The sequence below is a fragment of the Chitinibacter sp. ZOR0017 genome (assembly GCF_000799095.1).
Taxonomy (GTDB): domain Bacteria; phylum Pseudomonadota; class Gammaproteobacteria; order Burkholderiales; family Chitinibacteraceae; genus Chitinibacter; species Chitinibacter tainanensis.
On the sequence record NZ_JTLG01000003.1, the window covers coordinates 16659 to 39529 of the forward strand.

Sequence of the window (22871 nt, forward strand, 5' to 3'; positions counted from 1 at the left end):
ACAAGCGCTTATTGCGCCTGCGCCGCCGCGTTCACGCGGGCCTCTAATTCGCTCGCCGGGATATCCTCGCCCACCGGCTGGCTGGCCGACCAATTCACGCCGGCCAACACGCCATCCTGCGTCAGCGCTGGCACCCACTGCGCGCAAAATTGCGCCCAATCCACGGCCACCGGGGTAAAGCCCGCAAAGGCCGCCACCGCGGCGATTTCCTCTTCTGCGCGCTCGGCACTGGCCCAAAAGGGCATGCTGCGATAGCCGGCTGTGGTCATCGGGGCGGGAAAACCCACCTCGTCTTTAATACTCCACAGCTGCTGTTGCTGGGCCACAGTGGTAAAAAAGGCCTGATTATCCGGGGCAGTTTGGCTCATGGCGCGCACTCTGAAGCGATCAAAACGGCGCAGCCTACAGGGTTTAGCCGGCTTTGCAAACCAGTGGGCTATCGTGCTCGCACACCCTCAGATTACCCCCTGCCCGTATAGTCATGCAGAAATTAATTTAACAGGGATGCGTGGCAATACCCATAGATAAAGGCGGCCAAGGCCGCCTTTTTGATACATGCGCAGCGGGGCTTATTCCTGGCCGGCTACTTGCGCTTTTTCTGGCGCCGCCCAAATCCGGTATTGCAGCTCAACGCCTTCGGGCACATACACCACCAGCGGCAATTTGGCGTTGTAGCGAATCAGCTGCTCGTTATACACCGGCACAAAGCGCTCGGTTTTGCTGCCTTCTGGGCAGGCCATCAGCGTCGTGGGGCCTGCGCTCACCGGGCCGACGGTCCAATAGTTATACCCCCAGCCCTGTACGGTTTGCTCTTTGATCTTGGCGCGCAGGCTGCGGGTATTGCAATCGGCCGCGATCACTTGGCCGGGGATCAACTGCACCCGATAGAGCTCGGGGTTTTGCATTTCCGGCAGGCGGATCACTTTACGCACATAGCCTTCTTTGGCCGGTGGAAACGGCTGCAAATCGCTCGCGGCCAGTGCCGGGGTGATTAAACCTGCGGCCAATACGCCAGCCAATACTGATTGTGCGGTGAGTTTCATATCCTGCTCCTTGTTCGAGGTGAATAAAGCATGCCTTAAGCATAAATGCGCGCTAGCCGTTGGCACGATGCAAGATTGCACAGCACAGCGCGGCACAATTACCAAGCCGCCCAGCGCCAGCCATGCCATCTGAATAAAAATTTTTCCTATTCTGGCAAACTTGATCTACACCAAGATTACGATGATTGCATATTGCAAGTCAGGTCTAAATCAACTTTGCACAGGTGTGACATGCAGCTCACGATTAAATCCCGTCTGATCTACACCATTACCTTTCTGGCCGTGCTGTTACTGGCCATTGGCGGGCTCGGCATTTACCACCTGGGCCAACTGAATCAATCGCTAAAAACCGTGTACGAAGACCGCGTGGTGCCGCTGAAACAGCTTAAACACATTGCTGATTTGTATGCGGTCAACGTGATCGACACCGCCAATAAGGCCAATGCCGGCCTGCTCGATGCCCCCACCGCGCTCAAAGCCCTGGCTGAAGCGCAGCAGCAAATCAGCGAGGAGTGGAAAAGCTATCAAAGCACCACGCTGACCAGTGATGAGAAAAAGCTCTCTACCGAGGCCATTGGGCTATTTGATAAAGCCAATGCCGATATTGATCGCTTGGAGCAATTTTTGCAGCAGCATGTGGGCCCACTGGCCGGTGAGCTGGGGGATTTTGATGGGCCACTGTATCAAACCATCGACCCGATTGGCGGCAAGATCAATGAGCTGATTGTGCTGCAACTGGATGTGGCCAAAGCCGAATATCTGGGCGCCCAGCAAACCTATGAGCAGGTGCGGCTGCTGTCATTGATTTTACTGGCTGTGGGCATAGGGCTGGCGATGCTATCGGGTTATTTATTAATCCGCGCGATTTCCACCCCGCTCTCGCGTGCCGTCGCGGTGGCGCAAGGTATTGCCAAAGGCGAGCTGGATCATCAAATTGTGGTGCATAGCCGCGATGAAACCGGACAGCTGATGCTGGCCATGCAGCAAATGCAGCAATCCATTCAAAGCTTTGTCAAAGCCCAGCAACATATGGCTGCCCAGCATGCAGCCGGCACCATGAGTGCGCGGATGGATGCCGCGCAATACCCGGGCACTTTTGGCACCATGGCGCAGGAAGTCAACACGCTGGTGAGCGAGCATATTCAGGTCATCCAGCAAACCATTGCCGTGATTGGCGAATACTCGCAGGGCAATTTCAGCCGCGATATGCCGGCCCTGCCGGGTGAAAAAGCCCAGATCACCGCAGCCATTACCGAAGTAAAACGCGCCTTGCTGGCGATTAGCGGCGATATTCAGAGGCTAGCCGAAGCCGGCGCCAAGGGCGATTTCAGCCAGCGCTGCAATGCCGAGCAATATCAATACATGTTCCGCAGCATGCTGGAAAACCTCAATCAGCTGATCATCACCTGCGACGTCGGCTTTAACGACATCCTGCGGGTGAGCGAAGCGCTGGGGCGCGGCGATCTGAGTCAAACTATTACGCAGGATTATCCGGGCCTGTTTGGCCGGGCACAGCAAGGGGTGAACGGTACCGTCACCACCCTGCGTAGCCTGATCGGTGAAGTGAACGAACTAGTCAGCGCCGCCGCCAATCAGGGTGATTTCAGCCAGCGACTGGAGCTGGCCAATAAACAGGGCTTCTCGCTCGAGCTGGCCGAGCAGCTCAATCAGCTCTCCAGCGTCACCGACAATGGTCTGCGCGATGTGATGCGCGTGTCCAGCGCCCTGGCCAAAGGCGATCTCACCCAGATGATTACCCACAGCTATCCGGGCCTCTTTGGTGAAACCAGCACCGCGGTGAACACCACGGTGAGTAATCTGCAGCAGCTGGTGGGTGAAATTCAGCTCTCGGGCCTGACCATTCAGCGGGCGGTCGGGGAAATCGTGCAGGGCAATACCGATCTATCACGCCGCACCGAAACCCAAGCCGCCAATCTGGAAGAAACCGCCGCCAGCACTGAAGAGCTGACCGGCACCGTGCGGCAAAATGCCGATCACGCCAAAGAAGCCAACAACCTTGCCCGCGAATCGGTACGTATCGCCAAAGAAGGCGGCCAGAGTGTGCGCCAGGTGGTAGACACCATGCAGGCGATTCAAGATGCGTCGCGCAAAATTGTCGACATCATTGGGGTGATTGATGGCATTGCCTTCCAGACCAATATCTTGGCGCTAAATGCCGCAGTTGAAGCCGCCCGTGCCGGCGAGCAAGGCCGTGGTTTTGCGGTAGTGGCCTCGGAAGTGCGCAATCTGGCCCAACGCTCAGCTGTCGCGGCCAAAGAGATCAAAGAGCTGATCAGCAATTCGGTGCATCAGGTCGAGCATGGCAGCCAGCAAGTACAGCAAGCCGGCCACACCATGGGGCAGGTGGAGGCCAGTATTGACCGGGTGAGCACGCTGATTGGCGAAATTGCCGCCGCCTCCAGCGAGCAAAGCGCCGGCATTGCGCAGGTGAATCAGGCCGTCACCCAGATGGATGAAGTCACCCAGCAAAATGCCGCGCTGGTCGAAGAGGCTGCCGCAGCGGCCGAATCGCTGGCCGAGCAGGCGCATGTATTGGCTGAAGCGGTCGGTACGTTCAAGCTCAAAGCCGATACTCTGTTGAGCAAAAATCCCGCCCCACTGGCGGCCCTGCCCGCCTAAACGCGGCAACCGCCGGTTGTGACACACATGTTGCAATTACCCACGCCGCCCACTTGGGTGGCGTGTGCTTTACCCTGCCGCGTATAAGCTGCAAAGCTTTGATCTGCAATGGCTTTGCGCACATACCCCCGTGTGAACTAGGCTGCTTTGTGATTCATGCAGCAAATCGCCCCGCATTAGGGATTTCCGCAGGTCTTATCCCACCCGCATATCCCCTATCCTCCTTGTGTCTTGCCGAACGAAAACACAAAACCGGCGCAAAACGGTCGGGCAAGACTTAACCAAATAGGATGGAGATCCCTCATGCAAATCAAAACTTGCCACGCGCTGGTCGCGTGCGCACTGGCCTCGCTCGGCCTCACGGCGCAGGCCGACACCGTTGACCGGATTGTGGTCAAACTCAAACCCTCGCCGATGATGCGCAGCCTGAGCGCCAATGATGTCAGCGATACGCTAAATCAAGCAGCGCAGGGCAAAGGCCGGCATGCCTTTACCATGGCCGACGGCGAATCGCATGTGATTCAGCTGCCCAAAGGCCTGAGCGATGCCGAGCTGAAAGCCTATCTGCAAAAACTGCAGGCCAGTGGCGAGTTTGCCGCCGTTGAGGCTGATATCCGCATGTATCCACAAGGCGTGGTGCAGCCCAATGACAGCCTGTGGAGCTCGATGTGGGATTTCCTCGCCCCGGTACCGGGTCGCAGCTATGGCGCGAACTTTCTCGGCGCATGGGAATTTGGTAGCGGTCAGAATGTCGTGGTGGGCGTGATTGATACCGGCGCGGTGCCGCACCCTGATTTGGGCACGTTAAGCCCGTTGGCCGGCAACTATGTGTCGGACGGCTATACCTTCGTTACCGACTGCTATCGCGCCGGCACCTGCGACTGGACCAGCGGCAGCCGCACCATCAAGCCATTTGCCGGCGCACTGGATCAAGGCGACTGGTGCACCAGCAGCGATGTCAGCAATCAGATTTGCCAGCGCACCAGCAATAGCTCTTTCCACGGCTCACACGTGGCCGGCACCATTGCCGCGCTGGGCTACAACAATGTGGGCGTGATCGGTGGCGCCTACAACGCGCGCATTCTGCCAGTTCGCGCGCTGGGTAAAGGCGGCGGCTCGGCGATTGATATTGCCGATGCCATCCGCTGGGCCGCCGGCGTGCACCCTAGCATCCCCAACCCGAATCCAGCCAAAGTGATCAATATGAGTCTGGGTGGTAGCTCCAGCTCTTGCCCAAGCTACTATCAGTCGGCGATTAATGACGCGGTGAATGCCGGGGCGATTATCGTGGTGGCGGCCGGCAATGAAAGCCGTGATGCCTCACAAGCAACCCCCGCCAACTGCGCCAATGTCATCACAGTGGCCGCCACCGGCCAGTCGGGCGAAAAAGCCAGCTATTCCAACTTTGGTAGCAAAGTGACACTGGCTGCCCCGGGCGGGAATGGCAGCATTCGCATCACCTCCACGGTGAACAAGAGCGCCAGCCGCGTTGATTTGTCGGCCAATGGCGCCGGCTACACCGGCATGAATGGCACTTCGATGGCCACGCCGCACGTTGCGGCGGCGGTTGCGCTGATGCTGGGTGTAAATCCCAAGCTGAAATACAACGACGTGGTGAGCTTGCTGCGCCAGTCGGCGACGGCATTCCCAAGTAGCGGTGGCTGCACCACCAGCAATTGCGGCGCGGGGATTTTGAATGCAGAAGCGGCGATCCGCCTGGCCAAGCAATCGGCTGGTGACAACACCGAGCCAAATCCAACGCCCACGCCAGTGATCACACCAACCCCGGCGCCGATCATCACGCCGACGCCAGCGCCAGTGATTACCCCGACTCCCGCGCCGATCGTGACCCCAACACCAAAACCCACCACGCCACCGAGCGCCGGCTGCTACAGCGCCTGGGCGGAAGGCAAAACCTATCAAGTGGGTGATTGGGTGACCTTTGATGGCCGCAACTATCGGGCGCTGAATACGCATGTGGCCTATGTGGGTGCCAACTGGACGCCGAAAGCTACGCCAACCCTGTGGCAAGATGGCGGCGCCTGCAGCGGTAGCAGCACACCTGCGCCCGTGGTCACGCCCAAACCGAGCACCGCGCCGGTCATCACCCCAACTCCAGCACCGGTGACAACACCACAGCCGAGCGCGGCACCCAGTACCGCGCCGACCGCCGCCCCAGCCTGCCCGGCTTGGGTAAGCAGCAGCGTGTACACTGCCGGCCAGTGTGTGAGCTTTAATGGCAAAACCTACACAGCCAAATGGTGGACCACCGGCGAGCAGCCAGGGGCTTCACAATGGGGCCCTTGGGCGGCTCAGACTGTAGCCAGCAGCAAGCGTTAAGTCGCGCCCCTAGTCAGCCTCTGCGCTGACTGGGGCTGACTCACCACATTTGCGGCGATCGCCGAGGGTATACCCGGCAAAGGAGCATATATGAAGCGTTTTAGCCTGATACTCTGCGGGGTATCATTGGGCATGGCCAGCGCACTGGGTGGCTGCAGCACGCAGGCCGCCAGCCCCAGCAGCCAGCAAGTGGCCGCCAACGGGCCGAAGCTGATTATTCAGTTGCGCTCGGCGCCCAGCGATGCCAGTGCGGCGCAGGCTGCACTGGCGGCCTTGGCGCAGCGCCTGCAGCTGAGCTGGCAGTTCGAGCGCGAGCTGGGTGGTGGTTTTTGGGTGGTGCAACTGCCGCAGCCGCTGAGCCAAGACGAACTCAAGGCCCAATTGGCCCGCATTGGCGCCGACCCGGCCGTACAGAGTGCAGAAGCCGATCAGCTGCAGCAAACCCAGCCAGCCCCGTAGTAGCTCAACAAGCCCAAAACCGCCCACACTGGCGGTTTTTTTCTATCCTGCGGTGGGCTTAGGCGCTACGCCCTGCTTCGGGCTGCAGCGTAGCGGGATCTCGCGCTGACTCTGGCGCAGCAAGCTCAACCGTCGCCACCCGGGGTATTGGCTTGGCCGTAGCAATGAGCAAGGCCGAGATCAAGATACCCACCCCACCCAGTAGTTGCCAGCCGCTGAGTTGGTCGCCGAGCAACGCCGCCGCCAGCAATACACTCACCACCGGTTCAAGCGTCGAGAGCATCGAGGCTTCAGTGGCCGGCAAGCGCTCCAGCCCGGCCAAAAAAGCCAAAATGGCACCCACCGTCGAAACCAGCGCAATCGCCAGCAGTGCCAGCCAGCCGCTGTGGCTCCCCGGCCAGACTGGGGTTTGCCAAGCGCTGGTCAGCCACAACGCCAGCGCCGCGGCACTCATCACCACCGTCGCAGCCGGCATTGCACCAGCCTGCGGGGTGAGCCGGCTACCGGCCAGAATGTAGCCAGTGTAAATCGCCGCCGCCAACAGCCCGAGCAGCACACCCAGCCATTGCCCACCGGCCGGGCCAATGGTGAGGATCAGGCTGACCGCAGCCAGCGCTAGCGCCAGCAATTTGCGCCCGCCCAGCCGCTCGCCCCCCCAGATGACCGCCACCAGCGTCACCAGCACCGGATAGGCATACAGCAATAAAGCCGCCAGTGCGGCCGAGCCATACTGCAAGGCGGAAAAATAACTATAGGCCTGCCCCACATAGCCCAGCGCCCCCATGGCAGCCAAGCCCAGCAAGACCTTGCCGCGCGGCCAGCGCCCGCCACGCCAGAACATCACCGCAATCATCACGGCGGCCGCCAGCGTAAAACGCACCAGCAATAAGCCCTGGGTGTTCACCCCGCTTTGGTAGGCCCAGCTGCCAAAGATCGGCATCCAGCCAAACGCGATCGCCGAGAAAACCACCAGCCACTGGCCAGCGCGTCGGGAAGCCTGCATGACAGCTACATCCGGAAAGCAAAAATACAGTGTGCCGGAAAGCCCAGCGGCGCGGCAAGCTAGGTGCGCGCGCCGGCTGGTATGCTGGTGTGATACTTCAGGCGAGGGTGGTCAGCACGTTTTCCCATTGGCGCACCAGCAGCTCGATGTGCACGGTATCGGCCTGGAGCGCGAGCGCCTCGGCGCTGGCTGTACGGCCAGTGGCTTGCGCGATCAGATGACCTTGCGGGGCGGCTTGCCATTGATATTCGCCCTGACAATGCGGGCAGGCCAGATAATCCCCGGCCACCGAGCCATGAAACTGCACCAGGGTGGGCCCGCACATCTGGCATTGCCCCAGCGGGATACCTTCACTGGAGTGCCCGACAATATGCGCCAGCTCGCCCGCCTGCCCCAGCGTCAGCAGCGCCGTGCCGCATTGCCGATCAAACTGTTGCCCCAGGGCCGCTTCGATAATATTCAGCGCGCGCTCAATCGGCATCCCTGCCCGATAAGGGCGCGAGCTGGTCATGGCATCAAAGGCATCGCACACGCCGATGATGCGCGCATCCAGGGAGATCTGCTCGCCCTGCAAGCCGGCCGGATAACCGCGACCATCTGGCGTTTCGTGATGTTCCAGCACCCCTTCAAGCACCAGCGGCGCAAACGGATGTTGCGCCAGCAGCCGCGCGCCCAGCGCCGGGTGGGTTTTGATCACCGCGTATTCGTCGTCGGTGAGTTTGTCGGGCTTGCGCAAGATGGCGTCGGGCACGCCAATCTTGCCCAGATCATGCAAAAAGCCGGCCATGGCAATGCGATTTACCTCCACCGCATCCAGCCCCAGCGCTCGGGCCAGCTGGGCCGAGAGCATGGCCACGCGCCACAAATGCCCACCGGTGTAGGCATCGCGCGCCTCCACCACCCAGGCCGAGGCCAGCAGGCTGGCTAGCAAGGCGCGCTGCTGCGCCTCCCATTGCTCGCGCAGGCGGCTGAGTTCGGCTTTGGTTTTTCCTAGAAACAGCATGGCCTTTCTCCGGGTGAGCTGTTTCCTTGGTATAGCTGGTTTTCAGGCCGGTGGCGCGTGCTGCGCCAAGAGATAGTCTATGCCCGCGTTGAGCGTGGCCACTTGCGCAGCATTGCACTGCGCCGGCGTGGCACTGGGGCTGTCGGGGTAGACTTCGGTGGTGGTCACCAGCGCCGCCGCAGTCATCCCGCCACACAGCCCGAGCTCGCGCTTGGCGTAATTGATCACGCCATGCTGCTGCAGTGGCTCGCCAATCAGGCAGCCCTGCGCATCGGGCAAAGCAATGTGGGTCACCTGGCTCACGGCGGCAATCAGTGCGCGCTGAAACTCAGGCGCGGGGCGCTCGCTATCGCCCACCAGATAAAAGCCATCTGGAATCGCATGCCAATCAAAGGCCACGCCATCGCGGGCGGCTTTGGCCGGGCCAAATTCGCTATTGTCGGTGTCGGTGGTTTCGTGCATATCGATATGCAGCGCCACCTGTGGCGCATGGGTGGCCACACAGGCCAGCGCCGCCGCGGCCTCTTGCGCCGGGCTATCGGCATAAAAATGCCGGTTTGGGTCGAGCGTGAGCGGATTCCAGCGATTGATGGTTTCAAAGCCCCACGGGCTGATACAGGGCAAGACCAAGAGATTCACTTGCTCGGCATAGCGGGCAAATTCGTGCGCAATAAATTGCAAGGCACCGAGCACGCCGCTGGTTTCGTAGCCGTGCACGCCCCCGGTAATCAGCACCGTCGGGCGCTCGGGCCGCCACACACGGCTTTTTACCGCCAGCAACGGATAGCTCGCCAAGCCCAGCGCGCAATAATCGAGCCGGCCGTATTCAATCAGCTCGGCTGCGGCGGGCAGCGTCTGGCGCAAAGGCTTGAGCACCAGATCGGCATAGCAGCGCTGCCGTTGCTGACGGGCCAGCCAAGCGGCTTTTTCCGCGGCGCCCCAGGCCTGGCCGGGACGGCCAATCGGGTAGATGGTGCGATGGGGAGCAGACATCAGAAGCAACCTCGGCAGACAACGCAGAAGGCCTCACTATACACCGCCCAACTTGGCCTCGGGATCAGGGGAATCGGTCACGACTGAGGCGCCCAGTACTTGCCACACGCCTTTATCTGGTCGGCCTATAAAAAAACAAAACCGCAGCTATTGCTGCGGTTTTTAATGGGTATAGCCCTGCGAGCATTACCTCAAAAGACCTACAGGCAGATACCCTTAGCCGGCATTCCAGTTCACCAAGCCGAAATGCCAGGTTGCCAGCACAATCAGGCCGAACACGATGCGATACCACGCAAACACCACGAAGGTATGCGTAGACACAAAGCGGATCAGCGCGCGAATCGCGATAAAGGCAAAAATAAACGAGGAAATAAAGCCCACCGCAAACACCGCAATATCGGCGCTATCAAGCACATGGCGGTGTTTATACAAGCTATACAGCGAAGCCGCGCCCAAGGTCGGGATGCCCAAAAAGAACGAAAACTCGGTCGCCGCTTTGCGCGATAAGCCGAGGAACATCCCGCCAATAATGGTGGCGCCAGAGCGGCTCGTACCGGGAATCAGCGCCAGACATTGGCAGAAACCGACTTTGATTGCGTCTTTCAGCGTCAGCTCGTCTACGGTTTCAACCCGCACGGTGTGCTGGCGTTTTTCCGCCCACAGAATAATAAAACCACCAACAATAAAAGCCACCGACACGGCCACCGGGTTAAACAGCACCGCCTTGATCTGCTCGGAAAACAGCTTGCCCAAGATCGCCGCCGGAATAAACGCCACAATCACGCCCAGCAGCAAGGTGCGGCCCGGGCCGGGCTGGCCGGCACTGGCAATACTGCTGCCGATTTTGCGCCGGTATTCCCACACCACCGCCAGCATTGCGCCCAGCTGGATGAAAATCTCGTACACATCGCGCTTTTCCTTGGTCAGGAAATTAAGCAGATCGCCAGTCAGAATCAAATGGCCAGTCGAGGAAATCGGCAGGAATTCGGTGATACCTTCCACCAAACCCATAATCAGGGAATGAAACAGCAGAATCGGATCCATAGCGGGGCGCAGGCAAGCAGTTGAAAAGGTGCGCGATTATAGGCTTAAGCGCACTGTAATGGGCAAGTATCGCCGCGGCGGATGACGGCCTGATGATGTGCCGCGGTGTGAATATTTACACCCGCCCTTGGGAACCGCCCCAAGTGGCCCCACTCTCAGAAGGGTGTGCAATGCACGAGTGCATTATGCTCATCTCCTCCCTGTTGACCGGGCGCCCGTTACCCAACCGGCGCCCGTTTTTTTGCCCTCGCTAATCCTCTCCAGCGCGGGCGATCTTGCGCGCGTATCGGCTAGGCCAGCGTGGCTTAGCGCCGGTGATGGCGCAGCAAATTACTCAGCGCCTGCTTTAAATCCGGATCACTCACCTCTTCAGCCAGCGCCGAAAACGCCGCCTTGGCCGGCTCGGTCATGCGTAAAGTCTTGGTTTGCATCGGATTTCCCTGCTGCAGGGCAACTTGCACCTTGGCACGGATTGCGGTAGCGTGCACTCCAGCCCGATCCAATGCCGCGAGAATATCCGGCTCGGACTGGCGCAAACGCGCCGCCGCGGCACTGCCGGGCACAGCCACCAGCAAGGTGGAACCCGACCAAGCCACGCCCTGACACACCCGTGCTACTTCCGGGCTCAGGGCCGAGCGGACAATCTGCAGCAGCTGTTGATACTGATCGAGTTGACGCACCAGCCGTTTAAGCTGGAAATCACCTTCCATCAGTTGCGAAACGTGGACCTGTTTATTCATACAAGGATTCCAATGAATATCATTGTGGTGTCGCCCCGACTCAATCAAGCCATCTCGCTGGGCCCGCGCGAACTGAGCGCGATTGGCTTAATGCTGACCGTGCTGATTGGGGCTGCGGCCTTTGGTCTGGGCATGCTGTTTGCCCCCAATCGGGTCGAGCCCCTGCTGCGCATGATGCCCGGCCAGCACGCCCGGCAAAACGAAATCGATGCCCTCGCGGTACAAGTCGGGCAATTGCAAGCCAAATTGGCGCGGCTGGATAGCTTGGCCAATCAGGTGGGCGACAAAACCGGTATCGATATTAAACCGTTTTTAAGTCAGCAGGCAGCGCCACAGGGCGGACTGGCGCAGCCCGGCCAGCATTTTGCCGTCTCGGGCCTGCGTGAAATCCTGCAACAAACCGATGCCAAAATGGCCGCGATGATTGATCAGCTGACGCTGGCCGAAGCGGTCTTGATGACGCCCGACGCGAGCTATCTACCGCGGCATGCGCCATTGGCGATTGCCCCGCAATCATCGAGCTTTGGCTGGCGGATCGACCCCTTCAAAGGCACGCAGGTTTTCCACGAAGGGATTGATTATCAGGGCGATAGTGGCACCCCGATTGTGGCCGCTGCCACAGGCAAAGTGGTGTATGCGGCTTACCACCCGCAGTATGGTAATATGGTCGAGCTTGATCATGGCAAAGATTTAACCAGCCGTTACGCCCATGCCAGCCAGCTACTGGTCAAGGAAGGCGAAACGGTCAAAGTCGGCCAGAAGATTGCGTTACTGGGCAGCACTGGTCGCTCTACCGGCCCCCACCTGCATTTCGAGATCCGCTACCGCGGCATCGCGCAAAATCCACTACGTTTTCTTGATGGCGGACAAGCAAACCTAGCCGCGGCAAGCAGCAAGCCTTGAAAAAAGGTAGGGTGGAGTCCATTTAGGCCCAATGCCCCTGTTCCGGCTAAGGGCTTTTGAACTAATTGATAAAAATTTGAGCCTCGCCGAGGCCGTCACGTTGGTAGCACTATGATTGCAACTCTGCTGAAAAAAGTATTTGGAAGCCGTAATGACCGTTTGTTGAAACAATACGGTGCCATCGTCAAGCAGATTAATGCGCTCGAACCGCAAATCGCTGCCTTATCCGACGAGCAATTGCGAGGCAAAACCCAAGAATTCAAAGACCGGCTGGCCAAGGGCGAAACCCTCGACCAAATCCTGCCGGAAGCCTTTGCCGTATGTCGCGAAGGCGGCAAACGCGCACTGGGCATGCGTCATTTCGATGTGCAGCTGATCGGTGGTTTGGTACACCATCAGGGCAAGATTTCCGAAATGCGTACCGGTGAAGGTAAAACGCTGGTAGCCACGCTGGCGGCCTACCTGAATGCCCTGACCGGTAAAGGCGTGCACGTGATTACCGTGAATGACTATCTGGCGCAACGCGATGCGGCGCAGATGGGCAAGCTGTATAACTTCCTAGGCCTGAGCTGCGGGGTGAACCTCGGCCAGATGGCTCATCAGGATAAAAAAGCCGCCTACGAATGCGACATCACCTACGGTACCAATAACGAATTCGGCTTTGACTACCTGCGCGACAACATGGTGTTCAGCGTGGAAGAGCGCGTACAGCGCGGCCTGAATTTCGCCGTGGTCGACGAGGTGGATTCGATTCTGATCGATGAAGCGCGTACTCCGCTGATTATTTCTGGCCCTGCCGATGACAACACCGAGTTGTATAAGGCCATGAACAACGTGCCAGCCCGCCTGATCAAGCAAGAAACCGAAGAAGGCGAAGGCGATTACTGGGTGGATGAAAAAGCCCACTCGGTGATGCTGTCGGAAGCGGGCCACGAGCATGTAGAGCAAATCCTGACCGAAATGGGCCTGTTGCCTGCTGGCGATAGCCTGTATGCGCCAGCGCATATCAGCCTGATTCACCACCTGAACGCCGCCCTGCGCGCCCATGCGCTGTTCGTGAAAGACCAGCACTATGTGGTGATGGATGGCGAAGTGATCATCGTGGATGAACACACTGGCCGTCTGATGTCGGGCCGCCGCTGGTCAGAAGGCCTGCATCAGGCCGTCGAAGCCAAAGAAGGCGTCGATATCCAGCAAGAAAACCAAACGCTGGCCACCATCACGCTGCAAAACTATTTCCGGATGTACAACAAGCTGGCCGGTATGACCGGTACGGCCGATACCGAAGCCTACGAATTCCAGCAGATTTATGGCCTGGAAACCGTGATCATCCCGACCAATCGCCCGATGATCCGTCAAGACCGCCAAGATCAGGTATTCAAAACCGCGGCAGAAAAATACAAAGCCATCATCACCGATATCAAAGGTTGTGTTGAGCGTGGCCAACCGACGCTGGTCGGCACCACCTCGATCGAGCAATCCGAAATCCTGTCGAACATCCTGAAACAGGAAGGCATTGCGCACAACGTCCTGAACGCCAAGCACCACGCCAAAGAAGCGCAAATCGTGGCGCAAGCCGGTAGCGCGGGTCAGGTAACGATTGCCACCAATATGGCCGGCCGTGGTACCGATATTGTGCTGGGCGGCAGTATCGAAGCGCAGCTCAAACAAATCGAAGCCGACGAAACACTGGACGACGCCGCCAAAGCCGCCCAAGTGGCTGCGCTGAAAGCCGACTGGCAAGTGAAACACGATGCGGTCCTGGCCGCTGGCGGTCTGCACATCATTGGTACCGAGCGCCACGAATCTCGCCGGATCGACAACCAGCTGCGTGGCCGTTCTGGCCGTCAGGGTGACCCGGGCTCAAGCCGTTTCTATCTGTCGCTGGAAGACCCGCTGCTGCGTATTTTCGCCGGCGATCGCGTGGCCTTCGTGATGGACAAGCTGAAAATGCCGGAAGGCGAGCCAATCGAAGCCGGCATGGTGTCGCGCGCCATCGAATCAGCCCAACGCAAAGTGGAAGGCCGCAACTTCGACATGCGTAAACAGCTGTTGGAATACGATGATGTCGCCAATGAGCAGCGCAAAGCCATCTACAGCCAGCGTAACGAAATTCTGGAAAGCACCGAAGTCACCGACACCATCGCCGCGATGCGCACCGGTTACTTTGGCGAGCTGTTTGATACCTATCTGCCACCCGATTCAATGGAAGAGCAGTGGGATGCCGAAGGCCTGGAGCGCGCGCTGAACGAGCTGCAAGTCAGCGCCGCGGTGCGCGAGTGGGTGGCCAACGAGAAATCTCTGTCGATCGAAGACATGCGCCAGCGTGTAATCGACGCGGCCAAAGCCAGCTACGACGCGAAAGTGGAACAAGCCGGCGAGCCGAATTTCCGCAATTTCGAACGCTCAGTGCTGCTCTCGCACGTGGACCAATACTGGCGCGAACACCTGTCGGCGCTGGATCATCTGCGTCAGGGTATCCATCTGCGCGGCTACGCGCAGAAAAACCCGAAACAGGAATACAAACGCGAAGCCTTCGAGCTGTTTGCCGCGCTGCTGGATCAGATCAAACGCAATGTGCTGCAAGTGATCATGACCGTACAAGTGCGCAGTGCCGAAGATGCGGCCGCCGTCGAGCAGCACGCCGTACCTGCCGAAGCGCTGCAGTTCTCGCACGAAGAGCTGGAAGCCGTGTTGGCCAGCGGCGACGAAGAGCAGATTCGCGCCGCGCTGATGGCCGCCATGCAGCAAGAAGGTGGCCCACGCATTCAGTTCAGTGGCGTAAGCCGCAACGACCCATGCCCATGCGGCTCGGGCAAGAAATACAAACACTGCCACGGTCAGCTGAACTAAGCCGCCACGCAGCCAATAAAAAAGCACCCCGCGGGGTGCTTTTTTATTGCGGTTTCATCGCATAGCTCAGGGATAGATCAAGCAACTAGACCTAAAGCCGTGGCCAGCTCTAGGCCAGCCCATGGCCGCCGCTGCGTATCTGTACAAGCCGCCAGCTATGTTGCCACCCGAGGCGACCATCGCGCCCCAGGGCACTTTCAACCTTAAATACTCAGACTGGGTATCTAGCCATAAAGCTCATTAATAAATAGCTTTCCGGCTATACCCCATTTATCACTTACTGGCCGCGGGCAAATTCACTGGCTCAACCTTATACCCCAGCTGGCGTAGTAGATTCGGCAAGCCATGTTCACCGACCAGATGCAGACTGCCCACCGCGATAAAGTTGGCCTGCCCCTCGCGCAACAGCGCATCAATGCGCTGCGCCATGCGTGGATTGCGCTCATCCAGTAAGCGCACCATCGCCGCGCGATCTTCAGCGGTGTTTTCACATTCACACCAGCTGCGGTATTGGCTCATGGTGGCCCAGTCGCGGCGATTCCAAACGTCAACCAACTTGAGCAATTGCTGGCGGCCATGGCCATTTTCCAGCATGGTTAGCGCCTGTTCATGCTGCGCCAGGCTAAGCTCGCCATCGTCTTTCAGCGCGGCCAGCTGCTCGGCAACGGTTTCCAGCCCTTTGACGGGCAGCTGCCGCTGTTTGGCCAGCTGCAGCAAGACGTTTTCGGTACCATAGCTGCCTTCCACCCCGGCCAGCTGCGCATCCAGCAGCGTTAAGGTCACCATCAGGAAATTGATGTCCAGCTGCTCCAGCAAGGCATTGGGCAAACACAGTCGGGCCAGCTGCGCCTGATAGCGCGCTTTCACGGCCGCGGGCACATTGGCTTTGCCCTGCATGCCGGCCATCAATTGCTGCGAGACACTGGCGTCGTCCAGATCCAGCTCCAGCACCAGCTGGCGGCTGGCCTGCAAAGCACTGCGCACTTGCGGCCCCAGCGCGCTCCCTTCTACGCGGTTGGCATGGATGGTGCCATACAGATAAGACTGGGTTTTACCGTGACTAATGCGCCAGAGAAAACCGCGCTCGCTGCCCACTTTGGCCAGCTGCGCTGGTGTGAGCGGAGTTGGTATCGGATTGGGGCACACTGCCGCCTGCGCCGTGGCCGCGAGGCCGCAAACGGCGAGCAGCGCCACCGCCAGCTGCTTTAGGCGCATGTGGCCTCCTGCGCAGCAAACATCGCCGCAATATCGCGCACCAGCTGCAGCGAGGCTTCGATTTCGTCTTTGCGAATCGCCACGCTTTCTACATTACATCCAATGGGTATCTGCTTGGCAGCCGCATACTGCAATAGCTCGGAGAAGATACTCCGGCATACCGCCAGTGAATCCGCCAGAATATCGCCCGAATGGCGCAGATCATTTTCCAGCCATTGCGGAATACTGATCCCCAGCCATTTCATAAATTCCAGCGTTTTGGCCGAGCCGCACGGGGTAATGGTGAAAATAATCGGCACCATCGGCGTGCCGCTGACCTGACAGGCGTAGTAGTAATCCGAGAGGAAATTCTTGGCCGCCTCGACGTTATACACACACTGGGTCACAAAAAACGAGCAGCCTTCGGCCACTTTATGCGCCACGCGCAGATGCTCATCCTGCTTGACCAGATGCCGCTCAGGAATCGCCACCCCACCCACCAGCAAGCGCGGGTTCACTTCCCGGCGCAAGGCATAGGCCTGATTCACTGTCAGCGCCACCGCCTGCTCGCGTGAAGCCGCGCCCACAAACACCGACACCCCCTCGCCCAGCGCCTGCAAATCAGCGCCAAACTGCGCCGGCGCATATTTACCCACACAGCGGTAGTTAATCTTGGGTATCGGCAAAGCCGCCAGATAATCACGGCTGTAGGTCAGCGGATCGAGCGTCGCCAGAAACGGAAACGGCCGCGCCACATCGGTACGCTCGGCTTCATCCTGAATGTCATACAGCACCAGCCCATCAATCGGCAGCGGCGCAATGCGCTCTACTTGCAAGGCGGCGATTTCAGCAATTTTCTCCGCCGGATGATTGGCCTTGGGCGGCGTAATACCGTACAGCAGAATCCCAGCCTGACGCTGGGCAATTTTGGTGTGCAATGGAGTGGGCATGAACAGGCTCGCAATCGTTTGCGCGATTTTACCCAGTTTTAGGCCCTGCGGGGCTAAGAAACCGTGCCCTAGCTGTTTGAAAAAACGCAGAAATCTACCCCTGATTGGCCCGTTTACTCGCCCAATCGTACCCACCCCTGCGCCGGTATAAGCCAATCTGGCCCCGCACCACCGCTCCCCGCTAGCTTTGTGTTGGCTTAGGTAGGGCTTTCTCGCATTGCTGCACTGGTGTGAAGCCCTGAGAATGAGCTTTTTAACGCATGGCAGAAGGTGAAAAATGCAAATCCGCACTCTCTTTTCGACCCTAGCGCTGGCCATCGGCCTGTCTTTGGCACCGGCACACGCTGAGCGTGTCTACACCGTGGGGACAGACGCCACATTTGCGCCATTTGAATCGTTGAGCCAGAACCGCGAAGTGGTAGGTTTTGATGCGGATCTGATCAAAGCCATTGCGCAAAAAGCCGGCATAAAAATCAAAATCATCAACACCCCATGGGAAGGCCTGTTTGCCGGCTTGAATAATGGTGAGCGCGATATCGTGATCGCCGCCGTCACCATCACGCCCGAGCGCAAAGCCAGCATGGATTTCAGCGAGCCATATTTTGAAGCCAAACAGCTGATCATCGTGCGCGATGGCAGCAAAGTCACCAAACTGGCCGATCTAAAAGGCAAAAAAGTCGGCGTACAAACCGGCACCACTGGCGACACCGTGGCACAAAAAGCCTTTGGCAAAACCAGCCCGGATATCCGCCGTTATGAAAACATTGTGCTGGCCATGACCGAGCTGCGCGCTGGCGGCATTGAGGCCGTGGTAGCCGACAATGGCGTGGTGAATAACTATCTGGTGAACAACAAAAACAGCAAGCTCAAAACCATCGATGACAGCAGCTTTGCGAAAGAGTACTACGGCATTGCAGTGAAAAAAGGCAATAAAGCCCTGCTGGATCAGCTGAACAAAGGCCTGGCCGCCACCAAGGCCGATGGCACTTTCCAGAAAATCTCGCAGCAATATTTCGGCCACTAAGCCAGCGCGAGCACTCGCACCCAGCCCGGCCTTGCGCCGGGCTTTTTGTTTAGCCGGCCGCAGCCGGATTGGGTAAGGTCAGCCCGCCGCTGAGCGCGCCATCGCCATAGGTGCGTAGCACTTGCGCAATGATGACCTGATAACCGCCTAGCCACGTTTGATAATGCGCGTGAGTGTAAATTGCCATTTCATCAATTTGATTGGATGGCAGCTCCATATTTAAAATTTAGCCACCTCGGTTGCACTTTTCAATAAATCTCAATACATTCTCCTCCTGTATAAACTGATAAAGATCGTGACCATAGTCAGCCCAGCCTATTGGCTTATCCTTTATTGGCCCGGCAAATTCCTTCCCAATATATACATAAGCACCCTCTCTCAGCATCTGGGAATTTTTCAAAAACAGCAAAGATCTCTTTCCAATCTTATTTAAAAGCATTTTCTCAATCCGACATGTACCATTTGTCGATTGCATAACTAAAAAACTAGAACCATGGATCTTCTTGTAGCTACCATTATGATACTCGTGCGCATCTGCCACCAAAAAATATACCCGCTCAATTCTTGACGATTTCTCGCTAGAACAATAGTCCGAGAGACGCTTTGGACCAACAAAACGCCCTCCCATTATTTGATTTTTCCATTCAACATCAATTGATGTGACCACACCAACAACAAGAATGGTGTCATCTCCAATAATCGAGCAAAAATCAACGCTCTCGCCTATTTCACTTTTTGAAATCGCATATACCGGAATAAGCAACATCAATGCACAAACGAGGATGCAACTTATTTTTTTGCAACAAAATTCTATTGCTATCATTGCGGGGCCTTCCTACAAGCAAAACAAATACCATTGACCACAAATGGTGTTTTTACATTTCACACAACACAATTATGTGAAGAATCTAGCAAATACAAATAATGGTGGCGGAATACATGGCTAGCGCTCGCAAAGGGTGAGTCAATGTCCTTGTCATTTTAACCTACCCCGCCCCATCCGCTCGCGGCACAGCCAGCCCGCGCCAAGACAGCCACCTATACCACCCCATGGTATCGAGCTATAAGCATTATTAAAAATAGCATTCCAGCCAATACCCATACCTAGCCTACCGATGCGGCCAGTCGTAATTTAGGAAAGGTTTGCCTGACAGTTGGTTACACGTCATTCCGTTGTCATTTTGATAGCATGAATTGGCCATCGTTACTTATCCGGTGCCGGTGGCGACATCCCACTCTCACAAGGAGGCTTCATGTCATGGCTCAACCGCATTGCCGCGCCGTTTCGCGGCCTACCCCGCAGCGTGTACATTCAAGCCACCGCCACCCTGATCAACAATATGGGTGGCATGGCCAAGCTGTTTTTGCCGCTGTATTTTCGTGAATATTTCAATCTTTCCTACGCCCACATTGGCTGGCTGATGGGGGTGTATGGGCTGGGCCTGCTGGGCGGCTCTTACCTCGGTGGCCTCTTGAGCGATCGCTATGATTCGCGCTGGATTGCCAAGCTGATGTTGCTAGCCAGTGGGGTGCTGACCCTGCTGCTGGCGGCGCCATTGCCGATCTGGGCCTATGTACCGCTGCTGCTGGCGGTCGGCACCAGCGATGGTGCATTTCGCCCGGCCAATATGCGCCTGGTGCTCGAGCCCGTTCGCCCCGAGCAACGTGCGGTGGCGCAGGGCGTGTATCGGATCGCCTTTAATCTGGGCGTATCGGCAGCCGGCATCAGTGGCGGCTTGCTGGCCGCGCTGGGCTATCACTATGTGTTTGTGGCGCAGGGCATCGCCGCCTTGCTCGCCTGTGGCTGGCTGCAATGGGCGTGGCGCGAGATGCCGTGTCTAAATAGTGGGCTAGCGGCCAGCAAGGCCAGCTCGCCCGACATGGCCACCGGCTCGCCTTGGCAAGATCGGGCGTTCTTGCTGTTTGTGGCCGGGCAGCTGGTGATCCTGACCGTGTTTGACCAGATGTATGGCACGCTGGGGCTGTTTTTGCGCGAGCATTATCGGCTCTCGCCCAGCTGGCTGGGCTATCTGTTTACCCTGAATGGCCTGATGGTGGTGACGCTGCAAGTGGCGATTGCCAACCGGGTGAGTCATTGGGGCTTGCTGCGCTCATCCATGCTGGGTGTGTTGTGTATGGGCGGCTCGTTTACCTTGCTCAATGCCGGGCAACACGCGGGCTGGGCCATCGCGATGATGGTGGTGCTGACCTTGGGCGAGCTGCTGATCTCGCCGACCTGGACCACGATCATTATGCAGCACACCGAACAGCGTCAGCGCGGTCGCTATCTGGGGATTTATTCTGCCGTGTGGTCTGGGCGCACGCTGTATGCCCCCACCGTGGGTGCCTTCAGCTATGCCATTTGGGGCGCCAGCGTAACTTGGTGGCTGTGTGGACTGCTGGCACTGATTACCTGTGCGCTGCATCGGCCGGCCCTGCGGCAGATGTTAGCCCCGGCCAATTAAATACCCCTACCCCGTAAAACAGCAAAGGCCAATCAATGATTGGCCTTTGTCTTGATACCCCTAGAGGTTATTCTTCATCCCGCGGTTTGGTGCCACTGCCCCCCAGCAAAGCGGGCGTGGGCCGGCTGCTGCGGCGAGCGGGTTGGCCTTGCTGGCCTTCACCATGCGGAGTGTGATGCTTGGGCTTGCGGTGATCGCTGCGATTGGCATCGCGCGGGCCACGTCGCTGGCCATTGCCAGCGCCCTGACCGCCCCCATTCCCACCTTGGCCACGGCCACCGCCGCGGTTTTGGCGCTCTTCATTATCGTAATAGCCACCTTGCCGCGGAATCGGCGGGAAACCACCGAGCGGATCATAGCTATTCGGATTAGCACGGCGCTGGCTGCCACCACCGCGGCGACCGCCTTGGGTCAGCTCGAACGGTAACGCATTGGCGTTGGATACCGGCTGGCGCTCATCGTAGTTCGTCCGGTTGCCACCGCGCTGGCCACCTTGGCCACCCTGACCGCCTTGCGGTTTTGGCTGGCTGCGGCGCTCATCGCGACGATCATCCCAGCGCTCGCCACGTCGCTCATCGCGGCGTTGGCCTTCACCTTGGCGTGGCGGGCGTTGTTCACCGGTTCTGGCTTGCACGGCGGCTGGGCGGGCTTCGCCTTGGCCCTCACGCGCACCACCACGACCACGGCGGCGATTACGTTTGCGCTGTTGTTCGTCTTCGCTACCCGCAGCGGCAGGCGCGCCTTCACCCGTAGCAGCGGCAGGTTTGGCCGCTGGACGACGGCGGCGCTGTTGCTGCTCGCGCTCGGCTTCGGCTTTCTTTTGCGCCGCGATTTTCGCGACTTCATCCGGATCCATGCCGGCATCGAGCATGGCTTGTTGCTCGGCTTTCAGCGCTTCGGCATTAGCTTTATTCCAGCCTTTGGGCGGACGTGAATTCTGATTTCGCTGTGGGCGCTCGCGGCCTAGACCACCGCGCACAATCGGCTCGGGTTTCACGCTCAGATCGGCTTCATAACCGGGCACGGTAAATTGCTCGATCGGTTGCTTGATCAGTTTTTCGATGTTTTTCAGGTACTCGAGCTCATCCACACACACCAGCGACAGCGCTTCACCGGTGCAGCCGGCGCGGCCAGTGCGGCCGATGCGGTGCACATAGTCTTCGGGGACATTCGGCAGCTCCAGATTCACCACGTGCGGCAGCTCTTCGATATCCAGCCCGCGGGCGGCGATGTCGGTGGCCACCAGCACTTGCAGCTCGCCGGTTTTAAACTGGGCCAGGGCCGCCGTGCGGGCGTTTTGGCTCTTATTGCCATGAATCGCCAGCGCGGTAATGCCTTCTTTCTGCAATTTTTCGGCTACCCGGTTACAGGCGTGTTTGGTACGCATAAACACCAGCACCTGATGCCAGTTGCCTTCTTTAATCAGCTGGGTGAGCAGCTGCTGCTTTTTATCGCGATCCACCAGATGCACCCGCTGGGTCACCAGCGCATTGGCGGTATTCGGGCGGGCAACTTCGACCAGCGCCGGGCTATTGAGCAGGCCGTCGGCCAGCTTTTTGATCTCGTCGCTAAAGGTGGCCGAGAACAGCAGATTTTGCCGCTGTGCGGGCAAGAGCTTCAGGATTTTCTTGATGTCATTGATAAAGCCCATGTCCAGCATGCGGTCAGCTTCATCCAGCACCAAGATATCCACCTCGGCCAGCGTCAGCTCGCCCTGTTTGGCCAGATCAAGCAAACGGCCCGGCGTGGCCACCAGAATATCCACAGGCGCTTCTTGCAGGCGTTTGATTTGCGGATTCACCCGCACGCCGCCAAACATCACCATGGATTTAAACGGCAGGTATTTGCCATAGGCTTGTACCGATTCTTCTACCTGTGCCGCCAGCTCGCGGGTTGGGGTAAGGATCAGCACCCGGGGCGCGGCCAGCGCACTGGTGGCGCTGTCGCTGAGCAGGCGTTGCAAAATCGGCAAGGTAAAGCCAGCGGTTTTGCCGGTGCCGGTTTGCGCCGCCGCCAGCAAATCGCCGCCTTGCAGCACTTGCGGGATAGCCTGCGCCTGAATCGGCGTAGGTTGGGTATAACCGGTATCAGCGAGCGCACGCAACAGCGGCTCGGCCAAGCCAAGCTTGGCAAAAGTCAGATCAGACATTGGAGTATTCCTGCTGCGGCCTATCGCGAGCGCGATACCAATCCAGGGCAGGGTTTGGGTAATTAGGA

At 58.4% G+C, this 22871-nt stretch carries 19 protein-coding genes; 7 read left to right on the forward strand and 12 right to left on the reverse strand.

Annotation, left to right across the window (positions count from 1 at the left end; all coding sequences use genetic code 11):
* Positions 1-8: 8 nt before the first annotated feature.
* Together L991_RS00500 and eco are read right to left on the reverse strand one after the other, a co-directional pair.
* On the reverse strand, positions 9-368 hold the full coding sequence (locus L991_RS00500) for a DUF2750 domain-containing protein (RefSeq protein WP_047390971.1): 360 nt from the start codon (positions 366-368) through the stop codon (positions 9-11).
* Positions 369-569: 201 nt separating this feature from the next.
* Entirely contained in the window at positions 570-1043 is a 474-nt protein-coding gene (gene eco / locus L991_RS00505; RefSeq protein WP_028448303.1) for a serine protease inhibitor ecotin, read from the reverse strand.
* A gap of 231 nt (positions 1044-1274) precedes the next feature.
* On the opposite strand from eco, the gene L991_RS17945 reads away from it, so the two are divergent.
* The 3 genes from L991_RS17945 (at position 1275) to L991_RS00520 (ending at position 6482) form a co-directional block, all read left to right on the forward strand.
* Positions 1275-3683: a methyl-accepting chemotaxis protein gene (locus L991_RS17945; protein WP_051258607.1), complete on the forward strand. Its 2409-nt coding sequence runs from the start codon at positions 1275-1277 to the stop codon at positions 3681-3683.
* Positions 3684-3986: 303 nt separating this feature from the next.
* Positions 3987-6023: a S8 family serine peptidase gene (locus L991_RS17890; protein ID WP_052190454.1), complete on the forward strand. Its 2037-nt coding sequence runs from the start codon at positions 3987-3989 to the stop codon at positions 6021-6023.
* A 90-nt stretch (positions 6024-6113) separates the two neighbouring features.
* Positions 6114-6482, forward strand: coding sequence for a hypothetical protein (locus L991_RS00520; protein ID WP_047390974.1), 369 nt, complete (start codon positions 6114-6116; stop codon positions 6480-6482).
* 58 nt (positions 6483-6540) lie between these two features.
* On the opposite strand, the gene L991_RS00525 is transcribed toward L991_RS00520, so the two are convergent.
* The 5 genes from L991_RS00525 to L991_RS16200 form a co-directional block, all read right to left on the reverse strand.
* Entirely contained in the window at positions 6541-7485 is a 945-nt protein-coding gene (locus tag L991_RS00525; RefSeq protein ID WP_081986361.1) for a DMT family transporter, read from the reverse strand.
* 97 nt (positions 7486-7582) lie between these two features.
* On the reverse strand, positions 7583-8488 hold the full coding sequence (locus L991_RS00530) for an HD-GYP domain-containing protein (RefSeq protein ID WP_081986363.1): 906 nt from the start codon (positions 8486-8488) through the stop codon (positions 7583-7585).
* Between the two features lie 42 nt (positions 8489-8530).
* Positions 8531-9481 carry a succinylglutamate desuccinylase/aspartoacylase family protein gene (locus L991_RS00535; protein WP_047390977.1) on the reverse strand — a complete coding sequence of 317 codons (951 nt, stop codon included), beginning with the start codon at positions 9479-9481 and terminating at the stop codon, positions 8531-8533.
* A 216-nt stretch (positions 9482-9697) separates the two neighbouring features.
* Positions 9698-10525 (reverse strand): undecaprenyl-diphosphate phosphatase, encoded by an 828-nt coding sequence (locus L991_RS00540; protein WP_047390983.1) that lies wholly within the window; start codon positions 10523-10525, stop codon positions 9698-9700.
* A 305-nt stretch (positions 10526-10830) separates the two neighbouring features.
* The gene (locus L991_RS16200) at positions 10831-11265 is read right to left on the reverse strand and encodes a DciA family protein (RefSeq protein WP_052190455.1); all 435 of its coding nucleotides are present in this window, start codon (positions 11263-11265) and stop codon (positions 10831-10833) included.
* Between the two features lie 12 nt (positions 11266-11277).
* Here L991_RS16200 and L991_RS00550 point away from each other — a divergent pair, with 12 nt between their 5' ends.
* On the forward strand, positions 11278-12168 hold the full coding sequence (locus L991_RS00550; RefSeq protein WP_028448308.1) for a M23 family metallopeptidase: 891 nt from the start codon (positions 11278-11280) through the stop codon (positions 12166-12168).
* Between the two features lie 111 nt (positions 12169-12279).
* A complete protein-coding gene (gene secA, locus L991_RS00555) occupies positions 12280-15021 on the forward strand; it encodes a preprotein translocase subunit SecA (protein ID WP_047390987.1) in 2742 nt (913 codons plus the stop codon).
* A gap of 273 nt (positions 15022-15294) precedes the next feature.
* Here the strand turns inward: secA and L991_RS00560 are convergent, their stop codons facing one another.
* Together L991_RS00560 and L991_RS00565 are read right to left on the reverse strand one after the other, a co-directional pair.
* Positions 15295-16236 (reverse strand): TraB/GumN family protein, encoded by a 942-nt coding sequence (locus L991_RS00560; protein WP_047390990.1) that lies wholly within the window; start codon positions 16234-16236, stop codon positions 15295-15297.
* Positions 16227-17165: a methylenetetrahydrofolate reductase gene (locus L991_RS00565; RefSeq protein ID WP_047390993.1), complete on the reverse strand. Its 939-nt coding sequence runs from the start codon at positions 17163-17165 to the stop codon at positions 16227-16229. Before L991_RS00565 ends, L991_RS00560 begins: the two co-directional genes overlap by 10 nt.
* A gap of 277 nt (positions 17166-17442) precedes the next feature.
* Here L991_RS00565 and L991_RS00570 point away from each other — a divergent pair, with 277 nt between their 5' ends.
* Positions 17443-18189: a basic amino acid ABC transporter substrate-binding protein gene (locus L991_RS00570; RefSeq protein WP_047390995.1), complete on the forward strand. Its 747-nt coding sequence runs from the start codon at positions 17443-17445 to the stop codon at positions 18187-18189.
* A 49-nt stretch (positions 18190-18238) separates the two neighbouring features.
* Here the strand turns inward: L991_RS00570 and L991_RS17125 are convergent, their stop codons facing one another.
* Together L991_RS17125 and L991_RS00575 are read right to left on the reverse strand one after the other, a co-directional pair.
* Positions 18239-18376, reverse strand: a complete 138-nt coding sequence (locus tag L991_RS17125) for a hypothetical protein (RefSeq protein WP_156128934.1) — start codon at positions 18374-18376, stop codon at positions 18239-18241.
* Between the two features lie 39 nt (positions 18377-18415).
* Positions 18416-18955, reverse strand: coding sequence for a hypothetical protein (locus L991_RS00575; protein WP_047390998.1), 540 nt, complete (start codon positions 18953-18955; stop codon positions 18416-18418).
* Positions 18956-19442: 487 nt separating this feature from the next.
* Here L991_RS00575 and L991_RS00580 point away from each other — a divergent pair, with 487 nt between their 5' ends.
* Positions 19443-20654 (forward strand): MFS transporter, encoded by a 1212-nt coding sequence (locus tag L991_RS00580; RefSeq protein ID WP_047391005.1) that lies wholly within the window; start codon positions 19443-19445, stop codon positions 20652-20654.
* A gap of 67 nt (positions 20655-20721) precedes the next feature.
* On the opposite strand, the gene L991_RS16775 is transcribed toward L991_RS00580, so the two are convergent.
* Positions 20722-22803: a DEAD/DEAH box helicase gene (locus L991_RS16775; protein WP_197053750.1), complete on the reverse strand. Its 2082-nt coding sequence runs from the start codon at positions 22801-22803 to the stop codon at positions 20722-20724.
* Positions 22804-22871: the final 68 nt, after the last annotated feature.

Excerpts from the sequence above, each read along its gene's own strand:
- L991_RS00565 (WP_047390993.1), bottom strand. The coding sequence starts at position 17,165 with ATGCCCACTCCATTGCACACCAAAATTGCCCAGCGTCAGGCTGGGATT.
- L991_RS16775 (WP_197053750.1), bottom strand. The coding sequence starts at position 22,803 with ATGTCTGATCTGACTTTTGCCAAGCTTGGCTTGGCCGAGCCGCTGTTG.
- L991_RS17945 (WP_051258607.1), top strand. The coding sequence starts at position 1,275 with ATGCAGCTCACGATTAAATCCCGTCTGATCTACACCATTACCTTTCTG.
- L991_RS00525 (WP_081986361.1), bottom strand. The coding sequence starts at position 7,485 with ATGCAGGCTTCCCGACGCGCTGGCCAGTGGCTGGTGGTTTTCTCGGCG.
- L991_RS00560 (WP_047390990.1), bottom strand. The coding sequence starts at position 16,236 with ATGCGCCTAAAGCAGCTGGCGGTGGCGCTGCTCGCCGTTTGCGGCCTC.
- L991_RS00580 (WP_047391005.1), top strand. The coding sequence starts at position 19,443 with ATGTCATGGCTCAACCGCATTGCCGCGCCGTTTCGCGGCCTACCCCGC.
- L991_RS17890 (WP_052190454.1), top strand. The coding sequence starts at position 3,987 with ATGCAAATCAAAACTTGCCACGCGCTGGTCGCGTGCGCACTGGCCTCG.
- L991_RS00550 (WP_028448308.1), top strand. The coding sequence starts at position 11,278 with ATGAATATCATTGTGGTGTCGCCCCGACTCAATCAAGCCATCTCGCTG.
- L991_RS00540 (WP_047390983.1), bottom strand. The coding sequence starts at position 10,525 with ATGGATCCGATTCTGCTGTTTCATTCCCTGATTATGGGTTTGGTGGAA.
- secA (WP_047390987.1), top strand. The coding sequence starts at position 12,280 with ATGATTGCAACTCTGCTGAAAAAAGTATTTGGAAGCCGTAATGACCGT.
- L991_RS00530 (WP_081986363.1), bottom strand. The coding sequence starts at position 8,488 with ATGCTGTTTCTAGGAAAAACCAAAGCCGAACTCAGCCGCCTGCGCGAG.
- eco (WP_028448303.1), bottom strand. The coding sequence starts at position 1,043 with ATGAAACTCACCGCACAATCAGTATTGGCTGGCGTATTGGCCGCAGGT.
- L991_RS00535 (WP_047390977.1), bottom strand. The coding sequence starts at position 9,481 with ATGTCTGCTCCCCATCGCACCATCTACCCGATTGGCCGTCCCGGCCAG.
- L991_RS00520 (WP_047390974.1), top strand. The coding sequence starts at position 6,114 with ATGAAGCGTTTTAGCCTGATACTCTGCGGGGTATCATTGGGCATGGCC.
- L991_RS16200 (WP_052190455.1), bottom strand. The coding sequence starts at position 11,265 with ATGAATAAACAGGTCCACGTTTCGCAACTGATGGAAGGTGATTTCCAG.
- L991_RS00500 (WP_047390971.1), bottom strand. The coding sequence starts at position 368 with ATGAGCCAAACTGCCCCGGATAATCAGGCCTTTTTTACCACTGTGGCC.
- L991_RS00570 (WP_047390995.1), top strand. The coding sequence starts at position 17,443 with ATGCAAATCCGCACTCTCTTTTCGACCCTAGCGCTGGCCATCGGCCTG.
- L991_RS17125 (WP_156128934.1), bottom strand. The coding sequence starts at position 18,376 with ATGGCAATTTACACTCACGCGCATTATCAAACGTGGCTAGGCGGTTAT.
- L991_RS00575 (WP_047390998.1), bottom strand. The coding sequence starts at position 18,955 with ATGTTGCTTATTCCGGTATATGCGATTTCAAAAAGTGAAATAGGCGAG.